Source organism: Guptibacillus hwajinpoensis, from assembly GCF_005144865.1.
In the GTDB taxonomy this organism is placed as follows: Bacteria; Bacillota; Bacilli; order Bacillales; family Guptibacillaceae; genus Guptibacillus; species Guptibacillus hwajinpoensis_A.
Map to the genome: position 1 here is coordinate 1 of NZ_SWFM01000006.1, position 19,754 is coordinate 19,754.

21 protein-coding genes, 1 rRNA gene and 1 riboswitch are annotated in these 19,754 nt (G+C 42.6%); of the genes, 19 read left to right on the top strand and 3 right to left on the bottom strand.

Annotated features, from left to right (window positions below; genetic code table 11):
- Window positions 1–105, top strand: a 5S ribosomal RNA gene (gene rrf / locus FBF83_RS16770); the annotation flags it as partial.
- A 543-nt stretch (window positions 106–648) separates the two neighbouring features.
- Complete coding sequence (locus FBF83_RS16775) at window positions 649–1,296, top strand: nitroreductase family protein (protein ID WP_136948307.1); 648 nt, start codon at window positions 649–651, stop codon at window positions 1,294–1,296.
- A 176-nt stretch (window positions 1,297–1,472) separates the two neighbouring features.
- Here FBF83_RS16775 and FBF83_RS16780 read toward each other — a convergent pair whose 3' ends face one another.
- Complete coding sequence (locus tag FBF83_RS16780) at window positions 1,473–1,913, bottom strand: Hsp20/alpha crystallin family protein (RefSeq protein ID WP_136948308.1); 441 nt, start codon at window positions 1,911–1,913, stop codon at window positions 1,473–1,475.
- Between the two features lie 234 nt (window positions 1,914–2,147).
- Here FBF83_RS16780 and FBF83_RS16785 point away from each other — a divergent pair, with 234 nt between their 5' ends.
- From FBF83_RS16785 to purD, 14 genes are all read left to right on the top strand, one after another.
- Window positions 2,148–2,675, top strand: a complete 528-nt coding sequence (locus FBF83_RS16785) for a DUF2179 domain-containing protein (protein ID WP_136948309.1) — start codon at window positions 2,148–2,150, stop codon at window positions 2,673–2,675.
- Window positions 2,676–2,678: 3 nt separating this feature from the next.
- Window positions 2,679–2,873 (top strand): NETI motif-containing protein, encoded by a 195-nt coding sequence (locus FBF83_RS16790; protein ID WP_048313445.1) that lies wholly within the window; start codon window positions 2,679–2,681, stop codon window positions 2,871–2,873.
- Window positions 2,874–2,952: 79 nt separating this feature from the next.
- Window positions 2,953–3,054: riboswitch (purine riboswitch) on the top strand.
- Window positions 3,055–3,194: 140 nt separating this feature from the next.
- Window positions 3,195–3,680 (top strand): 5-(carboxyamino)imidazole ribonucleotide mutase, encoded by a 486-nt coding sequence (gene purE / locus FBF83_RS16795; RefSeq protein ID WP_136948310.1) that lies wholly within the window; start codon window positions 3,195–3,197, stop codon window positions 3,678–3,680.
- Window positions 3,677–4,789, top strand: coding sequence for a 5-(carboxyamino)imidazole ribonucleotide synthase (gene purK / locus FBF83_RS16800; protein ID WP_136948311.1), 1,113 nt, complete (start codon window positions 3,677–3,679; stop codon window positions 4,787–4,789). The genes purE and purK overlap by 4 nt, the downstream gene beginning before the upstream one ends.
- A gap of 25 nt (window positions 4,790–4,814) precedes the next feature.
- Window positions 4,815–6,107: an adenylosuccinate lyase gene (purB, locus tag FBF83_RS16805; RefSeq protein ID WP_136948312.1), complete on the top strand. Its 1,293-nt coding sequence runs from the start codon at window positions 4,815–4,817 to the stop codon at window positions 6,105–6,107.
- A 22-nt stretch (window positions 6,108–6,129) separates the two neighbouring features.
- On the top strand, window positions 6,130–6,855 hold the full coding sequence (purC, locus tag FBF83_RS16810) for a phosphoribosylaminoimidazolesuccinocarboxamide synthase (protein ID WP_136948313.1): 726 nt from the start codon (window positions 6,130–6,132) through the stop codon (window positions 6,853–6,855).
- On the top strand, window positions 6,843–7,094 hold the full coding sequence (purS, locus tag FBF83_RS16815) for a phosphoribosylformylglycinamidine synthase subunit PurS (RefSeq protein WP_136948314.1): 252 nt from the start codon (window positions 6,843–6,845) through the stop codon (window positions 7,092–7,094). Before purC ends, purS begins: the two co-directional genes overlap by 13 nt.
- The gene (purQ, locus tag FBF83_RS16820; RefSeq protein ID WP_136948315.1) at window positions 7,091–7,774 is read left to right on the top strand and encodes a phosphoribosylformylglycinamidine synthase subunit PurQ; all 684 of its coding nucleotides are present in this window, start codon (window positions 7,091–7,093) and stop codon (window positions 7,772–7,774) included. The genes purS and purQ overlap by 4 nt, the downstream gene beginning before the upstream one ends.
- Window positions 7,758–9,983: a phosphoribosylformylglycinamidine synthase subunit PurL gene (purL, locus tag FBF83_RS16825; RefSeq protein WP_136948316.1), complete on the top strand. Its 2,226-nt coding sequence runs from the start codon at window positions 7,758–7,760 to the stop codon at window positions 9,981–9,983. The genes purQ and purL overlap by 17 nt, the downstream gene beginning before the upstream one ends.
- The gene (gene purF, locus FBF83_RS16830; protein ID WP_136948317.1) at window positions 9,959–11,371 is read left to right on the top strand and encodes an amidophosphoribosyltransferase; all 1,413 of its coding nucleotides are present in this window, start codon (window positions 9,959–9,961) and stop codon (window positions 11,369–11,371) included. The genes purL and purF overlap by 25 nt, the downstream gene beginning before the upstream one ends.
- Before the next feature lie 15 nt (window positions 11,372–11,386).
- Window positions 11,387–12,427: a phosphoribosylformylglycinamidine cyclo-ligase gene (gene purM, locus FBF83_RS16835; RefSeq protein ID WP_136948318.1), complete on the top strand. Its 1,041-nt coding sequence runs from the start codon at window positions 11,387–11,389 to the stop codon at window positions 12,425–12,427.
- Complete coding sequence (gene purN / locus FBF83_RS16840) at window positions 12,424–13,002, top strand: phosphoribosylglycinamide formyltransferase (protein WP_136948319.1); 579 nt, start codon at window positions 12,424–12,426, stop codon at window positions 13,000–13,002. The genes purM and purN overlap by 4 nt, the downstream gene beginning before the upstream one ends.
- Window positions 13,003–13,016: 14 nt before the next feature.
- Window positions 13,017–14,555, top strand: coding sequence for a bifunctional phosphoribosylaminoimidazolecarboxamide formyltransferase/IMP cyclohydrolase (purH, locus tag FBF83_RS16845; RefSeq protein ID WP_136948320.1), 1,539 nt, complete (start codon window positions 13,017–13,019; stop codon window positions 14,553–14,555).
- A 15-nt stretch (window positions 14,556–14,570) separates the two neighbouring features.
- Window positions 14,571–15,836, top strand: coding sequence for a phosphoribosylamine--glycine ligase (gene purD, locus FBF83_RS16850; protein WP_136948321.1), 1,266 nt, complete (start codon window positions 14,571–14,573; stop codon window positions 15,834–15,836).
- Here purD and FBF83_RS21375 read toward each other — a convergent pair.
- Together FBF83_RS21375 and FBF83_RS16855 are read right to left on the bottom strand one after the other, a co-directional pair.
- Window positions 15,814–15,915, bottom strand: a complete 102-nt coding sequence (locus tag FBF83_RS21375) for an EYxxD motif small membrane protein (RefSeq protein WP_330218555.1) — start codon at window positions 15,913–15,915, stop codon at window positions 15,814–15,816. The two genes, purD and FBF83_RS21375, sit on opposite strands and share 23 nt — an antisense overlap.
- A gap of 70 nt (window positions 15,916–15,985) precedes the next feature.
- Window positions 15,986–16,234, bottom strand: coding sequence for a YgaP family membrane protein (locus FBF83_RS16855; RefSeq protein ID WP_169525589.1), 249 nt, complete (start codon window positions 16,232–16,234; stop codon window positions 15,986–15,988).
- A gap of 93 nt (window positions 16,235–16,327) precedes the next feature.
- Between FBF83_RS16855 and FBF83_RS16860 the strand changes: the two genes are divergently transcribed.
- From FBF83_RS16860 to FBF83_RS16870, 3 genes are all read left to right on the top strand, one after another.
- Entirely contained in the window at window positions 16,328–18,067 is a 1,740-nt protein-coding gene (locus FBF83_RS16860) for an adenine deaminase C-terminal domain-containing protein (protein WP_136948323.1), read from the top strand.
- A gap of 158 nt (window positions 18,068–18,225) precedes the next feature.
- Window positions 18,226–18,522, top strand: a complete 297-nt coding sequence (locus FBF83_RS16865) for a YerC/YecD family TrpR-related protein (RefSeq protein ID WP_136948324.1) — start codon at window positions 18,226–18,228, stop codon at window positions 18,520–18,522.
- A gap of 496 nt (window positions 18,523–19,018) precedes the next feature.
- Window positions 19,019–19,708 carry a heptaprenylglyceryl phosphate synthase gene (locus tag FBF83_RS16870; RefSeq protein ID WP_136948325.1) on the top strand — a complete coding sequence of 230 codons (690 nt, stop codon included), beginning with the start codon at window positions 19,019–19,021 and terminating at the stop codon, window positions 19,706–19,708.
- The last annotated feature ends 46 nt before the right edge of the window (window positions 19,709–19,754 follow it).

Consider the following 19,754-nt stretch of genomic DNA (forward strand, 5'->3'; position numbering starts at 1 on the left):
GGCGAAGAGGTCACACCCGTTCCCATGCCGAACACGGAAGTTAAGCTCTTCAGCGCCGATGGTAGTTGGGGGATCTCCCCCTGCAAGAGTAGGACGTCGCTGGGCAATTAAGGAAGTCAGAGATCAATCGTCTCTGGCTTTTTTGTATGGTTTAAAGTTCTTCCGCTTCAAGAATAAACAAGAAAAACATCTTCGAAACCTACGTAGGGGTGGGAGAAGCAAGAAATTCGAGGAAGCAAGTGATGTCAGACCGGAGTGGATATTCGGGAGAACCATGAGGATCTGGCATCGCGCAGCTGACGAAGAAGTTCGCCGCTTATCGCGCCACGTGTGAGAACACAGAAGTTAAGCTCTCGCGCCGATGGTAGTTGAGGAATCTGCCCCTGCAAGAGTAGGACGTCGTCGCTGGGCAACTTAAGAAAAGCGAGAAACCAATTGGTTTCTCGCTTTTTGCATGGTCTAAACCAGTTGCTCTTAGCTAATTACCACTGCTTACAAATAGAGTCGTGGATAAATGGCGCATTATCACTAAAGATCTTTATCACACCGCCAATTGATCATAAATAATCAGTAAATAATAATAAAACATCCTTCAGGGGATACTAACCTCCTTAATTACAAAAAATATTGAAAAAGGTGATTACATTTATGGGAATGAAGGAAAAGATTTTTGGAAATGTTTCAACGAAAAATGAAGGTAGCAAGGCTTTCTTCGAAGCAGTGAAAGAAAGAAGGTCTATCTATGGTATTGGAAAAGAGCGAACAATCTCAGATGAGAATCTACAAGAAGTGATTCAATATGCTGTTCTCCATACACCGTCAGCATTTAATTCACAGAGCGCGAGAGTGGTAGTGCTGCTTGACTATAGTCACACTAAGCTATGGAATGAGATTACGAAAGAAACCCTTCGTGGCATTGTTCCGGCAGATCAATTTAGTTCTACAGAAGAGAAAATGAATAGCTTTGCAAATGGATATGGCACCGTGCTCTTTTTTGAAGATCAAGATGTAATAAAAGGGCTTCAAGAAAAACTTCCTACGTTTGCAGATAACTTCCCGAAATGGTCACAGCATTCTTCAGGTATGCTTCAATTTGTCATCTGGACTGCTCTTAAGAAGGAGGGTCTAGGCGCTTCCCTTCAGCATTATAACCCGCTTATTGATGCACAAGTAAAAGAAGAGTGGGATATTCCTCATAGCTGGGAGTTAATTGCCCAAATGCCTTTTGGTAATCAAACTGCTCCTCCTGGAGATAAAGAGTTTCAACCTGTTGAGGGACGAGTGAAATTTTACTAGTAAGTTACCTGAGGAAGTATGATGCTGCTTCTTTTTTTGTTTAATTTATTATATTTTTTCGTGAGAAATGAGGAGTCATGATAGTGCTATCCGTGCTTATATAAAAATGTAAAGACTACTAATTCTTAATAATAAACAAAGAAGCGATTGAATATTATCAATCACTTCTTATTCAATTATTCTCCTGATTCATCATCTTTAATCTTCAAACGCTTCCGTTCTTCCTTCGATTCGATCAGTCGATGGAGATGGATCAACAGTATACCCCGCTTGTAGCTAGCATCAATTGGTTTTTCGCGTACTGGAAATGGAAGTTCCACAATTCGTTCAAAAGGACCATGCTTGTATTCTTCCTGAACATTTCGATAGCCTTTAAGAGATAAATTTGTCTGACCTTTTACTTTGAGCGTACGATAATGAATATAGACATCCACATCATCCACTTTTTTTATACCAGGGAGATAGACGGTGCAGATCAATTCATTGCCAGCTTCGTAGAGATTGACGAGAGGGCCATTTGATACGAACATATCCTGAAAATCCGTCCAGAAATCATCTCCCATGAATTTGTTCATTTTATTTCGCCAGTCATACATTTGACTCCAGTAATCTCCCATGACTTCTCCTCCTGGGCTTTTTTCCAGTATATGCTCACAGTATATCTTTGTTAAAAAGATAAAATGCAGTTTAAAACCCTCGGTAAAGTGAATGGTATAAAAGAAGGTTCTGATTGAAATAGACTATTGAAACTTTTTAGTTAGAATCAGTAAATAACGCATGCGGTACGATGTTTGATCGTGTTATGCTAGGGAAAGTTCGAGTTTTAGCGATAAGGAAGAAGGAGGATGGACATGCTTGATAGTGGTCTTGGCATGGTTGCTACCATTTTTGCTATTAATATCGTATATGTATCATTTCTTACGATGCGTACGATTCTAACGCTTAAAGGGCAGCGATACCTTGCAGCAATTACTGGGACAATTGAAATTGCGATTTATGTTATTGGACTTGGTCTCGTCCTCGATAATCTTGGGCAGATACAGAACGTTATTGCTTATGCCCTAGGTTTTGGTGTGGGTATTATAGTAGGAATGAAGATTGAAGAGTACCTTGCACTTGGTTATATTACAGTAAATGCGATTACTACGAAGCTTGAAGATGATATTCCCAATAAATTAAGAGACGTTGGCTATGGTGTAACACATTATCTTGCCCATGGACGTCAGGGAGAACGCCTTGTGATGCAGGTTCTAACTTCACGCAAGTCTGAACGTAAGCTCTATCAGGCAATTGAAGAGCTCGATCCGAAGGCATTCGTCATCTCCTATGAACCCCGTACCTTCCAGGGAGGATTCTGGGTTAGAAAAATCCGGAGGTAATGTATGGAAAAGAAGCCTAAGAAAAAGAAGTTTGAAGTTCAAGAAAATGAATCTCTCTCAGACTGCTTAAAGCGAATGGATGATGAAGGCTATATGCCAGTCAGACGCCGTGAAGAGCCAGTGTTTAAAGAACGTAAAGGATCTAAAGAACCCGAGCATTGCGGACAGAGAATTGTTTTTGAAGGAAAGTTGAAGTAAAAACCGAACATTATCCATAATATAAAACACATCGTTCGATTTTACGTTGACAGTTGAACGTGGCTCTTGTTACTATGTAAGAAGAGTTAAAAGGATACCTCATATAATCTTGGGAATAAGGCCCATAAGTTTCTACCTGACGACCATTAATCGTCGGACTATGAGGGGGAAAGTCGTGTTTTGCATAGTGCAGGACAGGATGGATGTGTTTTCGCCCGAGGTAGAAGCTTCTTCTAGTTAATAGAAGAATTCTATCTCGGGCTTTTCTTTTATTATCGAACTATTTAGATTAATCAGCACCTTCACTGAAGGAGGAATAGCATGATAGCGGAAATTGGCATCATAATGGGTAGCACATCAGATTGGGAAACGATGAAGCATGCCTGTGACATACTAGAAGAACTTAATATATCATTTGAGAAAAAGGTTGTTTCAGCTCACAGAACACCTGAGTTAATGTTTGAGTACGCAGAGTCAGCAAGAGAGCGCGGACTTAAAGTGATTATTGCAGGTGCTGGTGGCGCCGCACATTTGCCAGGTATGGTTGCTGCTAAGACAACACTTCCAGTAATAGGGGTGCCTGTTCAATCGCGAACATTGAATGGTCTTGATTCATTGCTTTCCATTGTTCAGATGCCAGGAGGAATACCAGTCGCAACAGTGGCGATTGGAAAAGCAGGAGCGAAGAACGCAGGGCTTCTAGCAGCACAAATTCTAAGCACGAACGATAAAGGAATTGAACAGAAGCTTAGCGATTATCGAACACAGATGAAAGAAGCGGTACTCGAAAGTAGTGATACTTTATGAATAGAACCATTTTACCCGGAAGCACAATAGGAATTCTAGGTGGCGGTCAGCTTGGTAGAATGATGGCCTTGAAGGCAAGAGAGATGGGCTATCGTATCGCTGTACTTGAACCTAAGAGCGGTTCACCATGTGGTCAAGTAGCGGATCATGAAGTTGTAAGTGGGTATGATGATCTGGATGGAGCTAGAGAGCTTCGAGATGTTAGTGACGTGATTACTTTTGAATTTGAGAATATCACTCATGAAACAGCCCAATGGCTTACGGAGAATGCTTATATGCCACAGGGTGGCGAGTTACTTCGCATCACACAGGATCGTTACATTGAGAAGACAACCATTCAGAAATCAGGCCTTCAAGTTGCACCTTTTGAAGCAGTGGATTCTAAACAAGACCTTGAGAATGCTATAAAGAAGATCGGCTTACCTTCCGTACTTAAAACACGGACTGGCGGTTACGATGGAAAAGGTCAGTGGGTTTTAAGAAAGCAAGAAGACATTGAATCTCTTTCGTTTCCAAATGTACCTTGTATACTTGAAAGCTGGGTGCCGTTTCAAAAAGAACTGTCTGTTATTGTCACACGAAGCGTAACAGGAGAGACAACAACGTTCCCTGTAGGAGAGAACATTCACGTTAACAATATTCTTCATCAAACGATTGTTCCAGCGCGAGTAGACGAGACAATGAAGAACGAGGCGAGTGAGGTTGGAAAACAACTTGCCAATAATCTGAACCTTGTTGGAACACTTGCAGTTGAACTTTTCTTAAAAGATAATGAGCTATATGTAAATGAACTTGCACCAAGACCTCACAATTCAGGACATTATACGATGGAAGCATGCGAGACTTCTCAATTTGAACAACATATCCGAGCGATATGTGGCTTGCCACTTGGAAGCACGAAGCAGTTAAAGCCCGTTGTAATGGGGAATTTACTCGGTCAGCATGTATCACCTCTTATGAAAAGTGTATCGGAACTTGGTAGCGCAAAGCTTCATTTATATGGAAAAGACGAAGCGAAGCATAATCGCAAAATGGGTCATGTTAATTTTCTTGCATCATCAACTGAAGATGCGATTGAGCGGATGACGCAATGGAAATTATGGCAGTAAAGATAATAGACCAGGAGGACTTAATATGATTGAACGTTATACACGCCCAGAGATGGGAGCTATTTGGACAGAGGAAAATCGCTACAATGCGTGGCTCGAGGTAGAAATTCTTGCATGTGAAGCATGGGCAGAGTTGGGAATTATTCCTAAAGAGGACGTACAAAAAATCCGTGAGAACGCAGGATTTAACGTGGAACGCATACATGCGATTGAAGAGGAAACGCGCCATGACGTCGTTGCTTTTACTAGAGCTGTTTCAGAAACGCTAGGAGAAGAGCGTAAGTGGGTGCATTATGGTTTAACGTCAACAGATGTGGTCGACACAGCTTTGTCTTACCAGCTTAAGCAAGCGAACGATCTTTTGATTAAGGATATTGAAAAATTCATTGAGGTCCTAAAAGCAAAAGCACAGGAACATAAATACACAGTTATGATGGGTAGAACGCATGGTGTTCATGCAGAACCAACAACTTTTGGTCTTAAAATGGCTCTTTGGTATGAAGAAATGAAGCGTAACCTTGATCGCTTCAAAACAGCTTCTGAAAATGTTCGATTCGGTAAGCTATCTGGAGCCGTTGGAACATATGCGAACATTGATCCGTTTATTGAGCAGTATGTGTGTGAAAAGATTGGTCTTCAACCAGCACCAATTTCGACACAAACACTTCAGCGCGATCGTCATGCACACTATATGTCATCACTTGCGCTTGTTGCGACGTCTATCGAGAAGTTTGCAGTTGAAATCCGTGGACTACAGAAAAGTGAAACGCGTGAGGTGGAAGAATTCTTTGCGAAAGGCCAAAAAGGCTCATCCGCAATGCCGCATAAACGTAACCCAATCGGCTCTGAAAACATGACGGGTATGGCACGCGTGATTCGCGGCTACATGACAACAGCATACGAGAATGTAGCACTTTGGCACGAGCGCGATATCTCTCATTCTTCTGCAGAACGTGTGATTTTGCCAGATGCAACGATAGCACTTAATTATATGCTGAATCGTTTTGCAGGGATCGTTTCAAAGCTAACGGTTTTCCCAGAAAACATGAAGCGTAATATGACGAGAACATACGGATTAATCTACAGCCAGCGCGTTCTTCTATCTCTTATTGATAAAGGGATGTCACGAGAAGAAGCATATGATCTTGTTCAACCGAAAACAATGGATGCTTGGGAGCGCGGAATTCAATTTAGAGAGCTAGTAGAAGCCGATCCTAAAATTACCGATCAACTGAGTGAATCAGAAATTGAAGATTGCTTTGACTACAACTACCACCTGAAGCCGGTGGATATGATATTTGAACGTCTCGGACTTTAATTAAGCATCGGAGGGGATCACCATGGAAAAGCAAGGATTGTTGTACGAAGGAAAAGCGAAGAGAATTTATGCAACAAACGAAGCAGAGGTTGTTTGGGTCGAGTATAAAGACTCAGCAACAGCTTATAACGGTGAGAAGAAAGCAACAATCACAGGTAAAGGAAGACTGAACAATGAAATTACGAGTTTGCTCTTTAATTATCTGAAGAGTGCGGGTATCGAGAGTCATTTTATTGAAAAGTTGTCTTCTACAGAGCAGCTTGTGAAGCGGGTATCGATCGTGCCACTTGAAGTAGTTGTTCGGAACATCGCTGCTGGGAGCTTTTCCAAACGAACCGGTGTTGAAGAAGGTAAACTTCTAAAACAGCCGATTGTTGAATTCTATTACAAGAATGATGACCTTGGTGATCCTCTTCTTACGCTTGATCATGTGCTCGAACTTGAGCTTGCAACAGAAGATACGGTTAACGATTTGAAAGAACGGGCGTTAAGAATAAATACGCTATTACGAGAGTATTTTCTTGAGCGTGATGTGAAACTAGTGGACTTTAAGCTTGAATTCGGTATAACAGCAGATGGAATGATAATGCTTGCTGATGAAATATCGCCGGATACATGTAGATTATGGGACAGCAATACAAATGAAAAACTGGATAAAGACGTGTTTCGAAGAGATATTGGTAATCTAACAGAAGCGTACGAACAAATTCTAGCTCGTTTAGGGGGATCCGAATCATGTATAAAGTAAAAGTCTATGTAACGTTAAAAGAAAGTGTACTAGATCCACAAGGGAGTGCTGTTAAGAATTCACTCCACAGTCTTTCTTATAATGAAGTAGAAGATGTACGAATCGGGAAATACATGGAGCTTACCGTTAGGGATACGGAAAACCTTGATCAGCGTATTCAAGAAATTTGCGAGAAGCTTCTTGCTAATACAGTGATTGAAGATTACACCTATGAAATCGAGGAGGGAGTCGCACAGTGAAATTTGCAGTGATTGTGTTCCCGGGTTCTAACTGCGATGTGGATATGTATCACGCCATCAAAGATGAGCTTGGAGAAGAAGCGGTTTATGTCCGGTACGATGAGCAGAATCTAGCAAACTACGATGCGATTCTTCTACCAGGTGGGTTTTCATATGGAGATTATTTACGAAGTGGTGCGATTGCTCGCTTTGCACCAATCATGCCTGAAGTGATTAAGGCAGCTGAAGCTGGTAAGCCAGTATTAGGTGTTTGCAACGGATTCCAAATTCTCTTGGAAGCAGGTCTATTGCCAGGGGCAATGAAACGAAACAAGAACTTGAAATTTATGTGCCGTCCTGTGACATTACGAGTTCAAAACAATGAAACAATGTTTACTTCAGCATATGAGAACGGTGAAGAAATTACAGTGCCGATTGCTCATGGTGAAGGAAATTACTATTGCGATGAAGAAACGCTAGCACAGCTTAAGAAAGACAATCGTATTGCATTCAGCTATGCAGATAATCCGAATGGTTCGGTTGAAGATATTGCAGGAATCGTGAATGAAGAAGGCAATGTGCTTGGCATGATGCCACACCCTGAACGAGCAGTGGATGAGTTATTAGGAAGCGCGGATGGATTGAAGCTATTTAAATCGATACTACGCAACTGGAGGGAATCCAATGTCACACATGCATGAACCTACACCTGAGATGATCAAAGGTCAAAAGATCTATAGCCAAATGGGCTTAACAGATGACGAGTTCGGTATGGTAGAAAAGATTCTTGGCCGAACACCTAACTATACAGAGACAGGGCTTTTCTCGGTGATGTGGTCAGAGCACTGTAGCTACAAGAATTCTAAGCCTGTACTGAAGAAGTTTCCGATTACAGGTGAACGTGTTCTTCAGGGACCTGGTGAAGGAGCGGGCATCGTTGATATTGGAGATGAGCAGGCTGTTGTTTTTAAGATTGAAAGTCACAATCACCCTTCAGCTATTGAGCCCTATCAAGGCGCAGCTACTGGAGTTGGTGGCATTATCCGTGACGTTTTCTCTATGGGTGCTCGACCAATTGCGCTTCTTAATTCTCTTCGTTTCGGTGAACTTAGCAACCCGAAAGTGAAGTACCTTTTTGAAGAAGTAGTTGCAGGGATTGCTGGCTACGGTAATTGTATCGGAATTCCAACAGTGGGAGGAGAGGTACAGTTTGATGCTTCTTACGACGGTAATCCACTTGTTAATGCTATGTGTGTTGGTTTAATTGATCATAAAGATATTCAAAAGGGGATTGCATCCGGAGCTGGTAACACGGTGATGTACGTTGGTGCAAGCACAGGACGTGACGGAATTCACGGTGCAACCTTCGCATCAGAAGAATTGACAGATGCTTCTGACGAAAAGCGCCCTGCTGTTCAAGTTGGCGATCCGTTCATGGAGAAACTTCTTCTTGAAGCGTGTCTCGAGCTTGTTCACTGTGATGCACTTGTTGGTATTCAGGATATGGGAGCAGCTGGATTAACATCATCCGCTTCAGAAATGGCAAGTAAAGCTGGTATGGGAATTGAGATGAATCTTGATGAAGTTCCTCAGCGCGAAAAAGGCATGACACCTTATGAAATGATGCTTTCTGAATCACAGGAGCGAATGCTTGTGGTTGTTAAAAGGGGTCATGAAGCAGAGATCAAAGAAATTACGGATCGCTGGGGTCTCTTGTGTAAAGAAATTGGCGTAGTGACAGAAGATAAGAGGTTCAAACTTCTTCATAAAGGCGAAGTTGTAGCAGATGTACCAGTTGATGCACTCGCTGAGGAAGCACCTGTTTACCATAAACCATCCCGCATTCCAGATTACTATATTGAAAATCAGCAGATTCATAAACCGATTCCAGTTGTGGAAGATGCGAAGGAGATGCTTTATACCCTTCTTAGTCAGCCAACTATTTCAAGTAAGGAATGGGTTTTTGATCAGTATGATTACATGGTTCGTACGAATACAGTTGTTGCACCTGGATCTGACGCAGCCGTTGTTCGCGTCCGCGGTACAAGAAAAGCCCTAGCGATGACAACGGACTGTAACTCTCGCTATTTGTATCTTGATCCTGAAGTTGGCGGACAAATTGCTGTTGCAGAAGCTGCGCGTAATATTGTTTGTTCTGGTGGAGAGCCACTAGCGATTACAGATTGCTTAAACTTCGGAAACCCTGAGAAGCCTGAAATCTTCTGGCAGATTGAAAAAGCCACAGATGGTATGAGTGAAGCGTGTCGTATGCTGAACGCCCCAGTAATCGGTGGAAATGTATCTCTTTATAATGAAACGAACGGCGTCGCAGTCTATCCAACGCCGGTTGTCGGTATGGTAGGACTTGTTCATGACCTCGATCATGTAACAACACAAGCCTTCAAAGAAGAAGGAAACTTGATTTATATGCTAGGAGAAACTGGTGAGGATTTCGGTGGGAGTGAGCTTCAAAAGTATCTAGACGGGAAAATTTCTGGTCAGGCTCCTACTTTAAATCTTGAAGTGGAGAAAGAGCTTCAGAACCAATTGTTAACAGCGATTCAGGATGGATTTGTAGAATCAGCACATGACCTTGCAGAAGGTGGACTTAGTGTCGCTCTTGCAGAATCATTAATTGGAACAGATTTTGGTGCCAATGTACGCATCGATGGAGAAGTAACAACAGATCTATTTAGTGAAACACAATCTCGTTTTCTTGTAACCATCAAGGGGGAACATCAGCGGGCATTTGAGCTACGAACTGGAGCGAAACTAATCGGCGAGGTTACTGGTACTGGTATTTTAACGATTATGCATGAAGATGAAACGCATATCTTCGATGCTCCTGTTCAAGAACTTGAAGCAGCCTGGAAGGGAGCTATTCCATGTTTGGTGAAATCAAAGGCTTAAATGAAGAGTGTGGCGTATTCGGCATCTGGGGTCACCCGGATGCTGCTTCGCTTACGTATTATGGACTTCACAGTTTGCAACATCGTGGGCAAGAAGGAGCAGGTATTGTTTCGACAGATGGTGATCGTCTCTATAATCATAAGGGGCTTGGCCTAGTGAATGACGTGTTTGGACCAGGTGATCTTGATCAGCTTGAAGGCAACGGTGCTATTGGTCATGTTAGATACTCGACAGCTGGTGGCGGTGGATATGAGAATGTCCAACCGCTCGTTTTCCGCTCTCAGAACGGCGGTCTTGCACTTGCGCATAACGGAAACCTTGTGAACGCTAATGCGCTCAAGCATCAACTTGAAGGCCAGGGAAGTATTTTTCAAACGACTTCAGACACAGAAGTGCTTGCACATTTAATTAAGAGAAGCGGTTATTTAAGTCAGCGTGAAAAGGTCAAAAATGCTCTTACAATGGTTAAGGGTGCGTATGCCTTTATTATGATGACAGAAAAAGAAATGATGGTTGCTCTTGACCCACACGGTTTAAGACCTTTGTCGCTCGGAATCCTTGAAGGTGCGTACGTTGTCGCATCCGAAACATGTGCATTTGACCTTATCGGAGCTGAATATATTCGGGATGTACAGCCTGGAGAGCTTCTCATTATTAGCGAGAATGGCTTGGAGTCTGAACGCTTCTCATCATCGGTTTCTCGTGCCATTTGTTCAATGGAATATATCTATTTCTCAAGACCTGACAGTAATATTGAGAACATTAATGTGCATACAGCTCGAAAGAAGCTTGGTAAACAGCTTGCGAAAGAGGCACCAATTGAAGCGGATATCGTAACAGGTGTACCTGATTCAAGTATCTCCGCTGCGATTGGATATGCTGAAGAATCTGGCATTCCCTATGAGATGGGGCTAATCAAAAACCGCTATGTTGGAAGAACGTTTATTCAACCTTCACAGGAGCTGAGAGAACGTGGAGTGAAAATGAAGCTTTCCCCTGTTCGTGGTGTTGTTGAAGGAAAGCGAGTCGTGATTGTTGATGATTCGATTGTGCGTGGAACAACGAGTAGGAGAATTGTCACTATGCTCAGGGAAGCTGGTGCAAAGGAAGTGCACGTTCGTATCAGTGCTCCTCCAATTATTAGCCCATGTTATTACGGAATCGATACATCTAATTCAGGAGAATTGATAGCAGCGAAGATGAGTGTCGATGAAATGTGTGACGAGATCGGTGCAGACTCACTTACATTTCTCTCAACAGCAGGTATGACGACAGCAATCGGTAGAGAAGACGAAGGCTCCAATTGCGGACAGTGTCTTGGTTGCTTTACTGGAAACTATCCTACTGAAATATATCCTGATACGGTTCATCCTTACGAAAAAGTCTAACCGAAGGAGGCCATTATGGCAGAAGCATACAGGCAGGCAGGCGTAAATATTGAAGCAGGTTATGAAGCAGTAGACCGGATTAAGCCTCATGTGAAGAAGACGATGCGTCCAGGCGTTTTAGGAGGACTCGGCGGTTTTGGTGGAATGTTTGATTTATCAGAACTACCTTATGAAAAACCAGTCCTTGTTTCTGGAACAGATGGCGTAGGCACGAAGCTGATGCTTGCGATTCAAATGGATCAGCATGATACAATCGGGATTGATTGCGTAGCAATGTGTGTAAATGATGTTGTAGCACAGGGAGCAGAACCACTTTATTTTCTAGATTATATTGCAACAGGCAAGCTAGCCCCAGAGCGAATTGAAGCTATCGTTAAAGGTGTTGCTGAAGGCTGTTCACAAGCAGGATGCGCACTCATTGGTGGAGAAACAGCGGAAATGCCTGACATGTATAAAGAAAATGATTATGATCTTGCTGGATTTACGGTTGGTGCGGTCGAAAAGTCACAGTTGATTACAACTGACAATGTGAAGGAAGGCGACGTACTTGTTGGCCTTGCTTCAAATGGCATTCATAGTAATGGCTTCTCACTTGTTCGAAAAGTATTGTTAAAGGATAACGCCTTGGATCTAGAATCCTCATATGAAGCTCTTGGAACGACGCTTGGCGAAGCCTTGCTTGCTCCAACTCGCATCTATGTTAAACCTGTTCTTAACGTTCTTAAGACGCACACGGTTCATGGGATTGCACACATTACGGGTGGAGGATTTGAAGAAAACATTCCGCGTATGCTTCCTGAAGGGCTTGCGGCTCAGATTGATTATGGTTCATGGCCAATTCCGGGAATCTTTGATCTAATTGAGTCAAAAGGAAGCCTTGCTCGAAAAGAAATGTTCACAACATTTAATATGGGCATCGGTATGGTGCTAGCGGTTCCTGGGGATGAGGCTGTCAGTGTGATGAAACAGCTTGAAGCAGATGGCGAGAGAGCCTTTATGATCGGTCGTGTTATTAAAGGTGAAGGAATTGAATTCGGTGGCGGTGACTTGTCATGAAAAAGATAGCCATATTCGCATCTGGAAGCGGCTCGAACTTTGAAGCGATTGCCGCAGCAATCGAGAACGGTGAACTTGATGCGGAGATTTCGCTTGTCGTTTGTGACCGTCCTGGTGCCAAAGTAGAAAAAAGGGCAGAAGCATTCGGCATTCCTGTCCTTTCTTTCTATCCAAAATCTTATGAATCAAAAGCTGATTTCGAAACATTTATTCTTCAACAGTTGAATGAAGCAGGTATTGAGTGGATTATTCTTGCAGGCTATATGAGATTAATCGGACCGATACTCCTTCAAGGATTCGAAGGGAGAATTATAAATATTCATCCGTCACTCCTTCCGTCTTTTCCTGGAAAAGACGCGATCGGACAGGCTTTTGAAGCAGGAGTTAAACTAACGGGAGTAACCGTTCATTTCGTGGATGAGGGAATGGATACCGGACAAATCATTGAACAGGATTATGTTCGAATTGATGAGAATGACACCAAAGAGGATTTAGGACGAAAAATTCAGGCAGTTGAGCACCTCTTGTACCCTGCCGTCATTCGTTCCCTTCTTGAGGAGAAAATTAAAAGGTAATGGGAGGAAGTAGTATGGCTATTAAACGAGCATTAATTAGTGTTTCTGATAAAACGGATATTACAGCATTTGCAAAAGGACTTGCCGACAAAGGTGTAGAGGTTATCTCTACTGGCGGAACCAAGCGTGCCCTCGAAGAAGCAGGTGTGAACGTAATAGGTATTTCTGACGTAACAGGATTCCCTGAAATCCTTGATGGACGAGTAAAGACACTTCATCCGAATGTACATAGTGGTTTGCTTGCTGTTCGAGACAATGAAGATCATCAGAAGCAGCTAGATGAATTAAACATTCAGCCAATCGACCTCGTAGTCGTGAACCTTTACCCATTCCAAGAGACAATTGTTAAACCTGATGTAACGTATGAAGATGCAATTGAGAACATTGATATCGGTGGACCGACAATGCTTCGCTCTGCAGCGAAAAACCATCGTGATGTAACAGTTGTTGTTGACCCTTCAGACTACAATCGTGTGCTTCGCCAGGTTGAAGAGAACGGAGGCACCACCCAAATACTTCGTAGAGAGCTTGCAGCAAAGGTATTCCGCCATACTGCTTCATACGATGCTGTCATCTCTGAATACTTAACAGCACAATCAGGTGAAGAAGCGCCTGAATCGTTAACAGTTACGTTTGAACGAAAACAAACATTGCGATATGGTGAGAATCCTCATCAGAAAGCCGTATTCTATCGTAAGCCACTCTACAAAGGAGCGTCTCTTGCTTCAGCTGAACAATTAAATGGTAAAGAGCTTTCTTACAATAATATTAATGATGCGAATGCTGCACTGAACATTGTGAAAGAATTCGATCAGCCAGCGGTCGTTGCTGTTAAACATATGAACCCTTGTGGTGTTGGTACAGGGGAGACAATTGTTGAGGCATACCAGAAAGCATATGAAGCAGATTCGACTTCTATTTTCGGTGGAATTGTTGCAATTAATCGTGAAGTAGATGAAGCCACAGCAATGAAACTAAAAGAAATTTTCCTGGAGATTATTATGGCGCCTGCGTTCTCGGAAGAAGCTCTTACTGTCCTTACAAAGAAAAAGAATCTCCGCTTACTGAAGCTTGATGTCTCTGCCTCACCTGCTATTGAACATCAGCTTACATCAGTAAATGGTGGACTACTTCTTCAAGAACGTGATCGTTATGGATTTGAAGAAGCTGATATTTCAGTACCTACTGACCGTGAACCGACGGATGAAGAGTGGGAAGCACTGAAGCTTGCGTGGAAAGTTGTAAAGCATGTTAAATCCAATGCCATTGTTCTTACGAAAGATGATCAAACAATTGGGATTGGAGCAGGGCAAATGAACCGAGTGGGTGCTGCGAATATTGCTATTGAGCAAGCAGGTGAGAAAAGCAAGGGATCTGTAATGGGCTCCGATGCTTTCTTCCCAATGGATGACACTGTTGAAGCAGCTGGACGTGCTGGTGTTACGGCTATTATTCAGCCTGGTGGGTCAATTCGTGATGAAGATTCAATTAAGAAAGCCAACGAATATGGAATTACAATGGTCTTTACTGGTGTTCGTCATTTTAAACATTAAGAGGAGGTTTTACCTGTGAAGGTTTTGGTGATTGGGCGCGGTGGTCGGGAACATGTGATGGCTTGGAAGGCGGCACAGAGTAGTCTTGTTGATCAAGTATACGTAGCCCCAGGTAACGCAGGGATGAAAGAGGCTCAACTAGTACCGATTGAAGAGAACGACCATGAAGGACTCGTAGCCTTTGCGAAAAAGGAAAACATCGAGTTAACACTCGTTGGGCCAGAACAACCTTTACTCGATGGCATTGTGAATCGATTTCAAGAAGCAGGTCTTCGTGTATTCGGGCCCACACAGGAAGCGGCTCTAATTGAAGGAAGCAAAACCTTTGCCAAAGAGCTAATGGTAGCGAACGGAATTCCTGCTGCTTATTCAAAGTCCTTTACTAATTACAAAGAAGCGAGAGCTTATGTAGAAGAAATGGGAGCACCTATTGTCCTAAAAGCAGACGGTCTTGCTGCTGGTAAAGGTGTCGTCGTTGCAATGACCCTTGATGAAGCACTTGACAGCCTTCATGATATGATGGAGAACAATCAGTTCGGTACAGCAAGCGATAAAGTGGTAGTAGAAGAGTTTCTAGATGGAGAAGAATTTTCGTTAATGGCTCTAGTAGAAGGGGAACACGTCTACCCGCTTGTTATCTCCCAAGATCACAAACGAGCGTTTAATGGTGATCAAGGACCAAATACTGGTGGTATGGGTGCCTATTCACCGGTTCCACAAATATCCGAGGATGTTGTGGATCATGCGGTAGAGTCGATTTTGCGACCGGCTGCCAAAGGGATGAAAGCAGATGGACGTTCATTCACGGGAATTCTTTATGCAGGTTTAATACTGACGAATGAAGGACCGAAAGTCATTGAATTTAATGCCCGCTTCGGTGATCCTGAGACACAGGTAGTATTGCCAAGAATGAAATCAGATTTTGTACAAGCTGTTCTTACCATGCTGGATGGTAAAGCACCAGAGCTAACCTGGAGCGATGAAGCGGTTATTGGCGTAGTTATTGCATCTGGTGGATATCCTGGCAGTTATGAGAAGGGAAAGCCTATCACTGGGTTAGATGAGGTGAGTTCTGAAGCACTTGTTTTTCATGCTGGAACGAAATACACCGAAAGTAATTTGATAACAAACGGTGGGCGCGTGTTACTTGTAGCTTCTAAAGGGGAAGATTTGAAACAAGCAAGTCGTTCCGTTTATAAAGAATTAGAGCATGTTACCGTTGAGGATGGCTTTTACCGTACGGATATCGGATATCGAGCTATCTCGCACGTTTCTTCTTAATATAAGCGAAAGCAATCGCTACAATACTACCAATGACCATCGTATAGATTAACCAAGTATCTGTTATATACTCGAGCATATATGTACCTCCTTATGATTAGATAGATGAAACTTCCCTGGTGTCAGGGAAGTTTTTTGATTTTAAGTGTCTAGGAAGGATTGATAACTTTTTCCAGTGCAGTTTCATCGGGATCGCGGTTTTCATCCTGTGTCATAAGATCCACTACGGGGCAATACCGAGTGTGACCTTCAGCGATTTTCATAGCACCTACAGTTGCCATTAATAATGCGGTCATGCTATTGTCGTCTTTACACAGTTTAGCTGTTGACCAGGAGAGCAAAGCAAAACCTGCAGTAAGGCGAATAAAAGCGTTCATCATACTAATATTTGGTTTCATGGAAAAAACTCCTTTCATCAAATACAAATCAAAAGTAGCAACGTTTCGAAATTATGTTAAAATAAAGAAAACTTCTTGAATCGGGTGATGGTTATGGCGAAACGAAAAAATTTATGGACAAAGCAGCAATTACGACAACACGTGCAAGTAGTCTCTGGCGAGTTGCCACCATCGATCGTTTTTTATAATGCAACCTACTTAAACAACGGATTAAAAAAATGGGTTACGTCGAATATATGGGTATACGAAGATCGCATTGTCTATGTTGGTGATGATCTACCTGAAGAGCATCATTCAACAGAATGGATTGATTGCAAAGGAAAATGTCTTGTTCCAGGTTACATTGAACCACATGCTCATCCATTTCAACTTTATAATCCCCTTACGTTTGCACGCTATGCATCCGAGCGGGGAACAACGACATTGATGAATGATAACATGCTTTTCCTTCTCGGTTTACCTCATGAGAAAGCGCTTACATTAATAGAGGATCTTGATCAATTTCCTGTTTCGATGTTTTGGTGGGCACGATATGATGCACAGACAAAGCTTCTTGATGAAGACGCTATAACAAATAAACATATGAAGGAATGGCTTTCCCACCCGCTTGTTATACAAGGTGGAGAGCTTACTGCCTGGCCTGATGTATTAGGTGGAGATGATGAAATCTTAGAATGGATGCAGGAAACGAGAAGGCTCGGTAAGCCTGTTGAGGGACATCTCCCGGGTGCGTCTCTTTCAACATTAACGAAGATGGGTCTACTTGGCGTCTCATGTGACCATGAAGCGATGACTGGAGAGGAAGCGCTTCGTCGTTTAGAGATGGGAATGGTGACATCGCTTCGCTATTCATCCATCAGACCAGATCTACCAGTTATCCTTGAGTCCCTTCTTGAGAAAGGAGTTACGTCGTTTGATCGAGTTATGATGAACACTGATGGCTCAACTCCATCCTTTCTTGAACAAGGGCTGACAGACAAGTTGATTTCCATTGCTTTAGAAGCAGGCGTACCTGCTGAAGATGCTTATTCAATGGTGTCATATAATGTGGCAAACCACTACGGTATAGCCGATACACATGGTATGATAGCACCTGGTAGACTTGCTCATATTAATATTCTTGAATCAAGTGAGAAGCCGCTTCCTATATCCGTCCTTGCGCGTGGAAAATGGCTGAAGCGTGATGGAGTAGAAGTAGACCAGGACTGGTTTTTTGATTGGGAGGATCACGGACTTACTTCAATTAAAGAACAGTGGGAGCTTAAACCGAACGATTTAACGTTCTCAGGTCCAGCTGGTGTCGAAATGATAAATGCTGTCATTACAAAGCCTTACAATTTATCAATAGAAACCTCTGTCGATGAATTGCCTGCAGGTTCTGACGAATGTTTTATTATGCTTTTAAGTCGTGAAGGCAAGTGGCGCGTAAATACAATCATTAAAGGATTTGCAACGAACGTTAAAGGGTTTGCTAGCAGCTTTTCGAATACAGGGGATTTTATTATTATCGGAAAAAAGAAATCTGATATGATCGCTGCCTTTAATCGAGTGAGACAAATTGGTGGTGGGATTGCTCTTGTAGAGAACGAAGAAGTTATTGCTGAGATTCAATTGCCTCTTATGGGAAAGATGTCTGTTTTACCTCTCGAAGATTTGATGAAAGCAGAGAAACGGATCATTACAGAGCTAGAGAAAAGAGGATACGCATTTGGTGACCCTATCTATAGCCTTCTGTTTTTCTCTTCTACGCATTTACCTTTTATTCGATTGACGCAGCAAGGAATTTATGATGTAAAGCGGAAAATGGTACTTTTTCCTTCGATAATGCGTTAAACTATAACAAGGTAAACACTTAACGGAATAAAGGAATGATTATACGGCTAGATTGTTAAGGTAGCCATAAAATGATGGAAGAATGAAAGTGAAACTTTTTCACACAGAACCAACCGAATAGAATGATACATATTTTGAGTAAGGAGAGTGGACTAACAATGCAAATTGATAAACTTCGAGGTAAAACACTTGATCAGCTTTTTGAAGCTATCCTTTCATTAAAGGATCTTGAAGAATGTTATTTATTCTTTGATGATCTAGCAACAGTGAACGAAATTCAATCTCTTGCACAGCGCCTAGAAGTTGCGCGTATGCTGAGAGAAGGGTTTACTTATCATAAGATTGAGACTGAAACGGGAGCTAGTACTGCAACCATTTCCAGAGTGAAACGTAGCCTGAATTACGGAAACGATGGCTACCAAATGACACTTGATCGTGTTCATAATAAAGAGTAGAGAGAATGAGCCGGAGATCGGCTCATTTTTTTGTGGGGAATTAGTGCTTATAATCCGGCGCTTTTAACATTTCGCGGATATAACATCCATTTTCGCGGATAAAATCATACTATCGCGGTTATATTCCGAAAATCGCGGATAAGTTTTGTTTTTACTAGTTGTGCTCCAGTGCTTGTCGGGGCTGAACGATCGCTTCCGCTTTTCGTGATCTAGCTGCAGCCTCCAGACCCTTGGTCACTTCACCCTCCAACTCGAACACACAGACCGTGTTCAATTTGTAGGGCTCCAGTGCCTGCCGGGTCTAAACGGAGGCTTCCGCTTTTCGTGATCCAGCTACAGCGATCAGCCCCTCGAGGTCATAAACCAAGCCTCATTGTGACAAAGGACGTCACATTGAGGCTCGTCTTATGCTTGTCGGGGCTGAACGATCGCTTCCGCTTTTAGGGTATTCTTTGATATAATCCAACTTATGAGGAAAAGTGAGAGGAAGGTTAGGATGTTTGATTTTCGAGAGTGGAAGCATGTTTTTAAGCTTGATCCGAATAAGGAAATTGAGGACTATGATCTAGAGGCGATATGTGAGTCTGGGACGGATGCGGTGATTGTTGGGGGAAGTGATGGTGTAACGCTTGATCGGACGCTGGACTTGCTTGCGCGCATTCGCAGATACGCGGTACCATGTGCACTGGAGGTCTCCACGGTTGAGGCTGTGACGCCAGGATTTGATTTCTATTTCATTCCAACTGTATTAAATACGGAAGATAGCCGCTGGGTTACGGGATTGCATCATGAAGCGGTTAAAGAATTCGGTGAGATTATGAACTGGGATGAAATTGTGATGGAAGGGTATTGTATTCTAAACAGTGAATCAAAAGTAGCGAATCTAACGTCGGCTAATACGACAATTGAAGAAGATGATGTGCTTGCATACGCACGAATGGCAGAGAAGATGTTCAAACTGCCAATTTTTTATGTGGAATATAGTGGAACGTATGGCGATGCTGATTTGGTTCAGAAGGTTAGCAAGGTGCTTGATGAGACGATGCTTTTCTATGGCGGAGGAATCGACTCACCAGAGAAAGCAAAAGAGATGGCAGCTTATGCTGATACCATTATAGTTGGGAATAGTATATACGATAATATAAAGCAGGCGATTAAAACAGTTGCTGCTGTTAAAGGAAATTGATTCTCTCCTGTCGATCAGGTAAAATAAGAAATAAGAACATATGTTT